The following is an 11,708-nucleotide window of genomic DNA, read 5'->3' as shown; positions in this document are numbered from 1 at the left end:
TATTTCTTTGTTGCAAAGATTGCAATTAGGCCCACTAGTCACTGCACTTTGCGTCTCGAACTAAACGATTTTTCCTGCGTAATCTCCCCAGCATTTAGTCAGCATGATTGATACAGATTAGAAATATTAAGCAGAGTGAAAGGGTTATACTCTTTCACTTTCGTTATTTTTAAAGAAATGAAATTTAAGGGATATCAATGGCTAATACATTTTCGCTTATCTTAGTGATCGTAACTCTAGTGACTGGCATTGTATGGGCGTTGGAAAAGTTTGTGTGGGCGAAGAAGCGCCAACAAAAACTGGCTGACGTTGAAGCACAATCGAATGGCCTAGACGCTGAAACCAGCGCAAAAGTTACGGCTCAGCCTTGGTGGGTTGAGAACAGTGTTTCCATTTTCCCGGTAATTGCATTTGTTTTGGTTCTGCGTTCATTTATTTATGAACCGTTTCAAATCCCTTCTGGCTCGATGATGCCAACCCTTTTGGTTGGTGATTTCATCTTGGTAGAGAAGTACGCGTACGGTCTAAAAGACCCGGTATGGCGCACTCAACTGGTAGAAACGGGCAAGCCAGAGCGTGGTGATTCAATCGTATTTAAGTACCCACCTCAGCCTAACATCGACTACATCAAGCGTGTTGTTGGTATGCCAGGTGACACCATTCGCTACAGCAGTCGTAAAGAGATCTGCATTCAAGCGAAGGGCACAAGTAGCTGTGAACCAGTGAAACTAAGTAACGTTGAAGAAAGCCAATTTGTTCAAGATGGTGTGCCTCTGATTCAGCTGAATGAACAGCTTGGAGACGTAGAGCACCAAATTTTAGTTAACCCATTACGCCGCGACCGTGTGCAAGCATATCAGCCTCGCAATGGTGTTAACGAGTGGGTTGTTCCAGAAGGTCAGTACTTTGTGATGGGTGATAACCGTGACAACAGTGCCGATAGCCGTTACTGGGGCTTTGTCCCTGAAGCAAACCTTGTTGGTAAGGCCGTTGCAATTTGGATCAGCTTCGAGTTCGAACGTGGTTCAGACAGTGTACTTCCAACATGGATTCCTACTGGTGTGCGTTTTAATCGCATCGGTGGGATTCATTAATCGATCAATTAACACATCGAGAGAGCATGAATTCTCCAATTGATAAACTAGAGAGAAAGATTGGCTATCAGTTCAATGATGCCGATCTTATCCACTTGGCGCTGACTCACCGCAGCGCCGCAGGTAAACATAACGAACGTCTTGAGTTTCTGGGCGATTCAATTTTAAGTTTTGTTATCGCTGATGATCTTTACCACCGTTTTCCTAAGGTAAACGAAGGTGATATGAGCCGCATGCGCGCAACATTAGTACGTGGTCATACATTGGCAGAACTAGGTCGTGAATTCGAACTAGGAGATTACTTAAAATTAGGTCCAGGTGAGTTGAAGAGTGGCGGTTTCCGTCGTGATTCTATTCTAGCGGATGCTGTTGAAGCGATCATCGGCGCTGTCTATTTAGATAGTGATACCGAGACGGTTCGCGGCATTATTTTAAGCTGGTACCAATCTCGCCTAGAAGCAATTCAGCCTGGAGTATCTCAAAAAGATCCGAAAACTCGTCTTCAAGAGTTTTTGCAAGGTCGAAGAAATCCTCTACCTGTCTACACAGTGACTAATATTAAAGGTGAAGCACACAACCAAGAGTTTACGGTTGAGTGTGAAGTGGCAGGTGTGGATAAACCTGTTATCGGTAAAGGCACTAGCCGCCGCAAGGCAGAACAAGCGGCTGCTGAAACAGCATTAGAGCAACTAAGCAATGTCTGATAACAACCAAGATTTCGATATCGATGCATTCTTTTCATCTGATAGCAAACAAACAGGCCTACCGGAAAACCAACACTGTGGCTTCATCGCTATTGTCGGTCGCCCAAATGTAGGTAAGTCGACGCTTCTGAATCATATTCTGGGTCAGAAGATCTCTATTACATCACGTAAACCACAGACGACACGCCACCGTATTATGGGCGTTGAAACTGAGGGTGATTACCAAGCGATTTTCGTTGATACTCCTGGACTTCATATTGAAGAAAAGCGTGCAATCAACCGTTTGATGAACCGTGCGGCGAACAGCTCACTGAGTGATGTGAACCTAGTATTCTTCCTTGTCGACGGTACTCACTGGACTGACGACGATGAAATGGTTCTGAACAAACTGAAGAAGACCGATTTCCCAGTTGTACTTTGCATCAACAAAGTAGATAACGTTCAAGACCGTACGAACGTCATGCAACATATGATGGAAGTTTCTAAGAAGATGGACTTCATTGATGTTGTGCCAATCTCTGCGAAGCAAGGTAAGAACATTGATGTACTGCGTAAGCACGTACGTGAACACTTACCAAAAGCGACTCACCACTTCCCAGAAGAATACGTGACGGATCGCTCGCAACGCTTTATGGCATCTGAAATTATCCGTGAAAAGCTAATGCGCTTTACGGGTGACGAGCTACCTTACTCGGTAACGGTTGAAATTGAACGCTTCGATTACAACCCAGATAACGATGGTTTCCACATCAATGCTCTGATTCTTGTTGAACGTACTGGTCAGAAGAAGATGGTGATTGGTAAAGCGGGCGAGAAGATCAAAACGATTGGTCGTGAAGCGCGTATCGATATGGAAGAGCTATTCGGTCGTAAGGTTTACCTAGAGACTTGGGTCAAGGTTAAATCTGGCTGGGCTGATGATGAGCGTGCACTTCGCTCGTTAGGCTACATCGACGATCTATAATATATTGAACGTCACTTTCTGAGATTAAGAAAGTTGAACTGAAGATAAATCCAAGAGAGAGTGCGAACTCTCTCTTTTTGTATCTGTAATAAGGGTAAGTGATTGAGCGAAGGGTTACAGCGATGCTTTGTGTTGCACCGTCGGCCATACAGTGAGTCGAGTCTGATCTTGGACGTCTTCAGTGAAGAGTTCGGTCGGATGACGTTGATGTCTAAAGGCGCACGCAGCAAGCGTTCCAATTTGAAAGGTGCATTGCAACCTTTTACGCCGCTACTGCTTAAGTGGTCTGGTAATGGTTCGATGAAAACCTTACGCCAAGCTGAGCCAATCAGCTTGGGGCTTCCTCTCGCGGGGATAAACCTGTATTCAGCCATGTATGTGAATGAGCTTATCGGACGCGTATTGATGGCTGAAGTACCAATGCCTGCACTTTTTCACGACTATCTTCATGCTTTAACAGAGCTCGCGCATAATGAGAACCCTGAGCCAGCACTGCGTCGCTTTGAGTTGGCTCTGTTATCAGCTATGGGTTATGGCGTCGACTTTTTACACTGTGCAGGTACCGGTGAACCGATCGATCCAACAATGACTTATCGCTATCGAGAGCAGAAAGGTTTCATCGCTTCAGTGCGTCGAGATAACCTGACTTTTATGGGCGATGAACTTATTGCAATCAGCGAACGTAGGTTTATCACTAAAGAGCAGTTAAAAGCGGCAAAACGCTTTACACGCATAGCCTTAAAGCCGTATCTTGGCGGCAAACCATTAAAAAGTAGAGAGCTATTTATGCCAACAATAGCCCTCTCTAGAGCACGGAGTATTGGAAAATGAGCTCAATCCTTTTAGGCGTTAATATCGACCATATTGCAACACTACGTAATGCACGTGGTACTAAATACCCAGATCCAGTACACGCAGCTGAAATTGCTGAACGTGCTGGTGCAGACGGCATTACTATTCACTTGCGTGAAGACCGTCGTCATATCGTTGATCGCGATGTGCGTATTCTGGCTGAAACACTTCAAACTCGCATGAACTTGGAGATGGCCGTAACGGACGAGATGGTTCAAATTGCACTCGATACTAATCCTGAGTTTGTTTGTCTGGTTCCTGAAAAACGTGAAGAGCTAACCACTGAAGGTGGCTTGGACGTCGTTGGTCAACTAGAGAAGATCAAAGCGGCGACACAAAAACTGTCTGCAGCGGGTATCAAGGTGTCTCTGTTTATCGATGCTGACCGTGAGCAAATCGACGCAGCAAAAGCGTGTGGCGCACCGTTCATTGAACTGCACACGGGTCACTATGCTGATGCTAAGACAGAAGAAGACCAACAAGACGAGCTTAAGAAGATCGCAGCAGGCGCAAGCTACGCAGACGATCTTGGTATCACAGTCAATGCGGGGCATGGCCTGACTTACCACAACGTTGCACCAATTGCGGCACTTCCAGAGATCTACGAGCTGAACATCGGTCACTCAATCATGGGACGCGCTGTGTTTGATGGCTTAAACAAAGCCGTTGCAGACATGAAAGCAATCATGGAAACAGCACGTAACAACGCTTAGTTCGGCAAGTCGTCGGCACTAAGCGACGTTCAGTTAATCAGTGAATCATTAGATAGAAGTTAAGTAGTAGAGGAAGCATGGCAGTTGTTGGATTAGGTACAGATATCGCAGAAATCGAACGTGTCGAGAAGGCGCTGTCGCGAAGTGGCGACGCTTTTGCTCAGCGTATTTTAACGGATTCTGAGTTTGAAGTATTCCAACAGTTGAAGCAAAAAGGCCGTTACCTTGCAAAACGCTTTGCCGCTAAAGAAGCAGCATCTAAGGCGTTAGGTACGGGTATTGCGCTGGGTGTTACCTTCCACGACTTTGAGATTTCAAACGATGAGCATGGTAAGCCAGTATTGAGCCTGCACAAGAAAGCGCGTGAAATCGCAGAGGCGAGTGGTACAACATCAATTCACCTGACAATCTCAGATGAACGCCACTATGCTGTGGCAACCGTGTTACTCGAATCGTGATTGATTACGACTAACCTGAACCTAATGTTTGATTAGCGACTCGCTACAAGACAAAAAAGCAGAGCTTATGAGCTCTGCTTTTTTATTGGCTGGAAAACCGTTTAACGATTTTTTTGAACAACTATTCGTTAAGCCTTCGCGGGTTTCAAATAGTGAATCGCAGTGGCTTGGACTTTTTCTAGTTCATCCTGAAGTTCAAAAAGCTCCGGCTCAATATCTTCAACAGAAGTGCCTGAACGTAGTTCTTTCTCTATCGTTGCACATACCGATTTGAGCCTTGGAACGCCACTGTACGAGCTGCTGCCATGCATCTTGTGGATGATGTGTATCAGTTGTTCAACAGGGTAGTCGCTGTCTTCAATGGCTTTCTCTGCGGCCTCATAAACCTCAGGAATGAAGTCCACTAGCATTTGCAACATATCGCGTGCGAGGTCTTCTTTATTGGCGGCTTGCTTCATTGCAGCTTGCCAATCAATGATGATGTTCTTGTGCACGCTGGCTTCAGTTTCTGACACTTGGCTGTTGTCGATTTCAGCTGAAACAGCAGGGTGGTCTGGATTGATTTTTTCGATGTGCTCAACCTCAGAGGTCGGGCTCCAGTGAATCAGAACCTGCTGTAACACATGCTCTTCAATTGGCTTGGTTAGGTAATCATCCATACCGGCTTCAAGCAGTCGGTCACGCTCGCCAATCATCGCATGAGCGGTCACGGCAATGACTGGCGTATTAGCATTGTTCGCCAGCTTCTTAATATTCTCACAAGCCGTCACACCATCCATTTGTGGCATTTGAATATCCATGAAGATGATATCAAACGGTGTTTCTGTCGCCTTGTCGATCGCCTGTTGCCCGCTAGTACAACTGATAACGGTTTCTACACGTTCTTTAAGCAGCGCGGTAATCAACTTAAGGTTGGCTGGGTTGTCGTCCACTGCCATCACAGTAAGCGGCAGCTTCTCTTCAGAATGCGTTTCAATTGCTGGTGCTATCAAGGTTGGTGCTTGGTTAGACACCAAAGTTTGCAGTAGCTTCTTACGAGACAGAGGCTTGGTGATACACTGAACATCAACCTCTTTCATCAGTTGCTCACCCAATGCTAACTCGGTACTCGGTGTACCAATAATCACGTTCTGAGCAATCTTCTTCGCACCAATTGCCCAACCACTTACCGTATCAAATTGGTAATCTTGGTTAGCCGCAAGGTTAAGCAGAACGTAGTCGTATGAGGTCGACTCATCAGGCATTACCGAACGGTAAGTAACGACTAAGCCTTCTTGAGTCAGAATTTGCTGAGTAATCGAAGCCGCTTGCATGTTTGGTTCGATAAGCAGCAGTTGCTTGTCTTGCAGACATTGAGTTTCAATCAGCTCGGTCATTGGCATATCGGTAGTCGAAAGCCTTAAAGTGAACCAGAAGGTTGAACCTTGGTGCAGACGACTGGTTAGACTGATTTCACCACCCATTTGGCTAACAAGCTTCTGAGTGATAACCAGACCTAGGCCAGTACCGCCATAGCGACGAGAGATACTCGCATCCGCTTGGCTGAAGGCTTGGAATAATTGGGCTTGTTGACGCTCTGAGATACCAATACCGGTATCGCGAACCATGAATTGCAGCTCGATGTTGTCTTCGCTTTGCGAGCGCAGTTCAACACTGATATCAATGTTGCCACGCTCAGTAAACTTGATTGAGTTACCAACGAGGTTGGTTAGGATTTGCTGGATACGCAGTGGGTCACCAACAACGCCCGGTGGCACTTTAGGATCAATCTTAAGCGTCAATTCTAATCCTTTCTCATGGGCGTTAGTCGCTTGAAGGTTCACAACCTCTTCAAGGCTGGCTTGGAATTCAAATGGAATGTTTTCTAGGGCTAGTTTACCGGCCTCAAGCTTCGAGAAGTCCAAGATATCGTTAATGATACTAAGTAAGTTATTGGCAGAGCGTTCGATGGTTTGTAGATAATCGGTTTGGCTGTTCGACAGGTGAGTTTTAAGCATCTGTCGAGTAAAGCCAATCACACCATTTAGTGGTGTTCTTAGCTCGTGAGACATATTGGCTAAGAATTCAGACTTAACACGAGCCGCTTCTTGTGCGCGTTTTTTCGCGATGTCCAACTCAACGTTTTGAATCTCTAACTGTTCAAGGGTTTCACGCAGATCCGAGGTTGCTTGGTCAATGCTGTGCTGCATCTCGACGTGATATTCCGACAGCGACACCGCCATCGCGTTGATACCATTTTTCAGCGAGTCCAACTCACCGTGCATTTTACCTTCAATACGGACATCTAAGTGACCACGACGAATCCGGTCGACCATGTTCTTCATGTGTGTGATCGGTTGAGTCACATCGTGCATCAAGCGGAAAGCGAACACACCAGAAAGCCCCAGTCCTAGAATCAGTACTAAGAAGGCTGAGAACACCTCTTGGTATTGTTGCAAACGAAGTGAAGATAGGTCTAACTCAATCGCGATATAACCAATGGCTTGGTTGGCTTGTGATTGGCCATTGGCCGAATTGATGTACTGACCTTCCGCAATAATTGGTGTCCGAAGAATCAGCGTATTATCGAGCAGATTCGACGAGCTTAAATGCGGAATAGGTTTATCTTTCGGGTAGGTCAGGCTTTCAAAATCAGGGTGGAAGTTTGACGTTACAAACAACTCGTGTCGTTCATCGAACACCGCGATACTGCGCACAAGCTTAGAATTCTTTCGATGCGCATAGCTAATCAGCTGACGAACAGACTCTCGGCTTTCGAGTTGCATGCCGGATTCACTCGCAATCGCCAGTGGTTCAATGATGCTAGTACCAGTGTTAACCACTTGCCCCTCAAGGTCTTGATAGCGGTTAAATGAGAAAAATGCACTCAATAGCAACCCAATAATCAGGGTTGGAGCTAGAGTTAAGGTAATTACACGGGCTCTTAAGCCATATCTGGTCATGTTCTTTAATTACATCGAGGTCTGGATATGGGAAAATAACGCACACAATGGCGGTTAAGTGAACGGTAAGCTTAATCAAAGCCGTGACGTTCGACAATGATTCCAAGACAGAATAATGAGTCCTGGATACCAATTACTTATTAAAAGATACATTAGGCGCAAGCAATGGCACGTTTTTTCCAACCAAAAAAGAAAACTCAACTCGAGACCAAGCATCAATCGGTTTTAGTTGAACGAATGGATCACAATGGCGCTGGTATCGCTTATCAGAAAAACAAACCTGTTTTCATTGATGGCGCATTGCCTGGTGAGCAGGTGGTTATTCAACTTACTGAGAGTAAGAGTAAATTTTCACGCGCGAAACTCATCAAATTATTGAAGCCGAGCGAGCAACGTTTAAAGCCTTTTTGTAAACACTTTAATCAGTGTGGTGGCTGCCATCTTCAGCACCTTGGTTACGAATCTCAGATTGAGCACAAGGCGCAATCTCTCACGCACTTAATGAACCAATATAAGACGGATAAGACCGAAGTTGCCCAACCGATTGTGGGTGATGAAACCGGTTATCGTCGTCGTGCGCGCATCAGCCTGTTTGTTGATAAGAAAACACAGAAGCTTCAGTTTGGATTCCGTAAGAAGCAAAGCAAACAGATTGAAAACATCACTGACTGTGCCGTGCTTGATCCTCGTCTTAATGTCTTGCTGCCAAAGCTGAAAAATTTACTCAACACTTTCAGCAACCTTACCTCTTTAGGACACGTTGAATTGGTATTGGGTGATACTGGCCCTGTTATGGTGCTGCGTCACCTTAAGCCTTTGGTAGAAAAAGATGAGCAAGCGCTGATTGCGTTAGCGAAAGAGGAAGATGCGACTCTGTACTTGATGCCAGAAACCGACAAATTACTTCGCTTAGTGGGTGATGCGCCAGCTTATAAAGAAACGGGTGTGACATTGCCGTTTGAACCAAACCACTTTATTCAGGTTAACCAGAAGGTAAACCAACAGATGGTGGCTCAAGCGATTGAGTGGTTAGAACCTAAAGCGGATGAGCGAGTGCTTGACCTGTTTTGTGGGTTAGGTAACTTCAGTCTGCCTATCGCACAGCAATCGGCGTTTGTGGTTGGTGTTGAAGGTGTTGACGAAATGGTACAACAGGCCACGTCGAATGCAGAATTAAACCAATTGAGTAATACCGAGTTTTACCAAGCGAACCTTGAAGAAGACTTATCTTCACAGCCTTGGGCAAAAGAGAAATTCGATAAAGTATTGCTCGACCCTGCAAGGGCTGGAGCGAGTGGGATCGTTGATCAAATTTCAGCGTTAGGAGCGAAGCGTGTGGTTTATGTTTCGTGTAATCCTGCTACTCTAGCTAGAGATTCTGAGAGCTTGGAAAAACAAGGCTACCAATTAGCCAAGCTTGGTATGTTGGACATGTTCCCACATACCAGTCATCTAGAATCCATGGCTCTCTTTATCAAGGCTTAGAGGCCCTTAAACAAGGCTTCAAAATGAATCACAAAGGCGCAGGGAAACTTGCGCTGATATCAATATGGTCGAACTAACTTGGAACCAGTTAGTCATATTGAATTGGGTATAAACAGAATAACTAGGAAGGCATGATGGTTGCGGTACGAAGCGCACATTTAAACCCAAGCGAACAGTTTGAGCTAGAAAGTTGGATTGCGTCATTGAATCAAGACGCAAAAACCTCGAATAAACTGATTAAAGTTTATCGTCACTGTGAAGAACTTTTAAAAGATCACGAGCAAGCATCGCTCTTGCTTTGGCGTGGCCGAGAGATGATCGAAATCTTGGTCACCTTGTCCATGGACCGTGCCACTTTAATTGCTGCACAACTTTTCCCCGTCGTCTCTAGCGGCGTTTTTGAGCGCGAAGCGTTTGAAGAAAGCTACGGCAAAGAAACCGTAAAGTTGATTGATGGCGTTGAAGAAATGGCGGCCTTGGGCCAGCTTAACGTGACCCTTGAAGGCAGTGCAGCCTCGGGTCAAGTCGATAACGTTCGTCGCATGCTATTAGCAATGGTTGACGACTTCCGCTGCGTAGTCATCAAGCTAGCAGAGCGAATCTGTAACCTTATCGAGGTGAAAAAAGCGCCTGATGCTGTGCGCCGCGCGGCAGCAAAAGAGTGTTCTAACATCTATGCACCACTGGCTAACCGTCTCGGCATTGGTCAGCTTAAGTGGGAAATCGAAGATTACGCATTCCGCTACCAACAACCAGACACTTACAAGCAGATCGCTAAGCAGTTGTCTGAGCGTCGCATCGTACGTGAACAATACATTACAGATTTCGTTGACGACTTAACGGCAGAAATGAACCGTTCAAGCATTAATGCTGAAGTCAGCGGTCGACCAAAACACATCTACAGCATCTGGCGCAAAATGCAGAAGAAAGGCTTGGCCTTCGATGAGCTTTTTGACGTTCGAGCTGTGCGTATCATCGCCGACCAACTTCAAGACTGTTATGCCGGTCTAGGTGTCGTTCATACCAAATACAAACATCTACCAAGCGAATTTGATGACTACGTGGCGAATCCTAAGCCAAATGGTTACCAGTCGATTCACACGGTTGTTCTTGGCCCTGAAGGCAAGACCATTGAGATTCAGATCCGTACCAAGCAGATGCACGAAGACTCCGAGCTTGGCGTTGCGGCGCACTGGAAGTACAAAGAAGGCGCTTCAAGCGGTCGCAGTGGTTACGACGAGAAAATTACTTGGTTGCGTAAGCTTATCGATTGGCAAGAAGAGATGTCGGATTCTGGCGAGATGCTGGATGAAGTTCGTAGCCAAGTCTTCGATGACCGCGTATACGCGTTTACACCGCGTGGTGACGTGGTCGACTTGCCAATGGGTGCAACTCCGTTGGACTTCGCTTATCACATCCACTCGATGGTTGGTCACCGTTGTATCGGTGCCAAAGTGGCAGGGCGTATCGTACCGTTCACCCATAAGCTATCAATGGGCGACCAAGTAGAGATCATCACCCAGAAAGAGCCGAACCCATCTCGCGATTGGCTGAACCCAACCACAGGTTTCGTTCACTCTGGACGTGCTCGAGCGAAAATCAATGCATGGTTCCGCGCGCAAAGTCGTGAGAAGAACCTAGAAGCGGGTCGTGACATCCTTGAGGTTGAATTAGCGAAGGTTGGTGCAACTCTCAAAGATGCTGACCAATACGCGCTAAGACGCTTTAACGTGAACACACCAGATGAGCTTTATGCCGGTATCGGTAGTGGCGACTTGCGCATTAACCAAGTGGTTAATCACATCAATGCGCTGGTTAATAAGCCAACAGCCGAAGAAGAAGACAAAAAAGCACTAGAGAAATTGCTTGAGTCGGAAAACAAGCCAGCACAACAGAGTCGTCCAAAGAAAGATGCCGTAGTCGTTGAAGGCGTTGATAACCTAATGACGCACCTTGCACGTTGTTGTCAGCCAATCCCAGGCGACACCATCAAAGGCTACATCACTCAAGGTCGTGGTATCTCGGTTCACCGCAGTGACTGTGAACAACTGAGTGAGCTAAGCTTGCATGCGCCAGAACGTATCATTGATACCGTTTGGGGTAACGGCTTTGTCGGTTCTTACATCCTAACGCTGCGTGTTGAAGCGCTAGAGCGTAATGGCTTGCTGAAAGACATCACCTCACTGTTCTCGAACGAGAAGATCAGCGTGACCACGATGAAGAGCCGCATCGACTACAAGCGTCAGCTGTCGGTAATGGATTTCGATTTGGAAGTGACCAATATTGAGATTCTGAGTCGAGTGACGAGCCGAGTCGAGCAGATTAAAGATGTAATGAGCGTCAAGAGATTAGGATGATATTTGGTATCATCCTCGTCATTCCCTACAGTGAGGGACGAACGTGATAGGGAATCTCGCCAAGCGGTTTGAGATCCCCAACTCGCTCATTCTTCACTCTTGGGGATGACGAATAAAGATAAAGGTGAGTGGTTTTGGC

The 11,708-nt window shown here is 46.2% G+C and carries 9 protein-coding genes; 8 read left to right on the top strand and 1 reads right to left on the bottom strand.

All coding sequences use genetic code 11. The features are described from left to right. Positions 1-197: 197 nt before the first annotated feature. The 6 genes from lepB to acpS all read left to right on the top strand — a co-directional run bounded on the left by lepB (position 198) and on the right by acpS (position 4,785). Entirely contained in the window at positions 198-1,094 is an 897-nt protein-coding gene (gene lepB / locus OCV12_RS13690) for a signal peptidase I (protein WP_086711995.1), read from the top strand. Positions 1,095-1,120: 26 nt separating this feature from the next. Beyond that, positions 1,121-1,798: a ribonuclease III gene (gene rnc, locus OCV12_RS13685; RefSeq protein WP_017629579.1), complete on the top strand. Its 678-nt coding sequence runs from the start codon at positions 1,121-1,123 to the stop codon at positions 1,796-1,798. Continuing rightward, positions 1,791-2,762 (top strand): GTPase Era, encoded by a 972-nt coding sequence (gene era / locus OCV12_RS13680; RefSeq protein WP_017629580.1) that lies wholly within the window; start codon positions 1,791-1,793, stop codon positions 2,760-2,762. The genes rnc and era overlap by 8 nt, the downstream gene beginning before the upstream one ends. Before the next feature lie 102 nt (positions 2,763-2,864). Further along, a complete protein-coding gene (gene recO / locus OCV12_RS13675) occupies positions 2,865-3,593 on the top strand; it encodes a DNA repair protein RecO (protein ID WP_261884886.1) in 729 nt (242 codons plus the stop codon). Continuing rightward, the gene (gene pdxJ, locus OCV12_RS13670) at positions 3,590-4,327 is read left to right on the top strand and encodes a pyridoxine 5'-phosphate synthase (RefSeq protein WP_017059040.1); all 738 of its coding nucleotides are present in this window, start codon (positions 3,590-3,592) and stop codon (positions 4,325-4,327) included. The genes recO and pdxJ overlap by 4 nt, the downstream gene beginning before the upstream one ends. Before the next feature lie 77 nt (positions 4,328-4,404). Beyond that, positions 4,405-4,785: a holo-ACP synthase gene (gene acpS, locus OCV12_RS13665; RefSeq protein WP_176680449.1), complete on the top strand. Its 381-nt coding sequence runs from the start codon at positions 4,405-4,407 to the stop codon at positions 4,783-4,785. Between the two features lie 128 nt (positions 4,786-4,913). Here the strand turns inward: acpS and barA are convergent, their stop codons facing one another. Next, positions 4,914-7,727, bottom strand: coding sequence for a two-component sensor histidine kinase BarA (gene barA / locus OCV12_RS13660; RefSeq protein WP_239848414.1), 2,814 nt, complete (start codon positions 7,725-7,727; stop codon positions 4,914-4,916). Positions 7,728-7,892: 165 nt separating this feature from the next. On the opposite strand from barA, the gene rlmD reads away from it, so the two are divergent. Both rlmD and relA read left to right on the top strand, forming a co-directional pair. Beyond that, the gene (rlmD, locus tag OCV12_RS13655) at positions 7,893-9,212 is read left to right on the top strand and encodes a 23S rRNA (uracil(1939)-C(5))-methyltransferase RlmD (RefSeq protein ID WP_261884885.1); all 1,320 of its coding nucleotides are present in this window, start codon (positions 7,893-7,895) and stop codon (positions 9,210-9,212) included. Between the two features lie 134 nt (positions 9,213-9,346). After that, positions 9,347-11,569: a GTP diphosphokinase gene (gene relA, locus OCV12_RS13650; protein ID WP_176680446.1), complete on the top strand. Its 2,223-nt coding sequence runs from the start codon at positions 9,347-9,349 to the stop codon at positions 11,567-11,569. Positions 11,570-11,708: the final 139 nt, after the last annotated feature.

Source organism: Vibrio pomeroyi (genome assembly GCF_024347595.1).
In the GTDB taxonomy this organism is placed as follows: domain Bacteria; phylum Pseudomonadota; class Gammaproteobacteria; order Enterobacterales; family Vibrionaceae; genus Vibrio; species Vibrio pomeroyi.
This window is presented reverse-complemented; position numbering and strand designations above follow the sequence as displayed.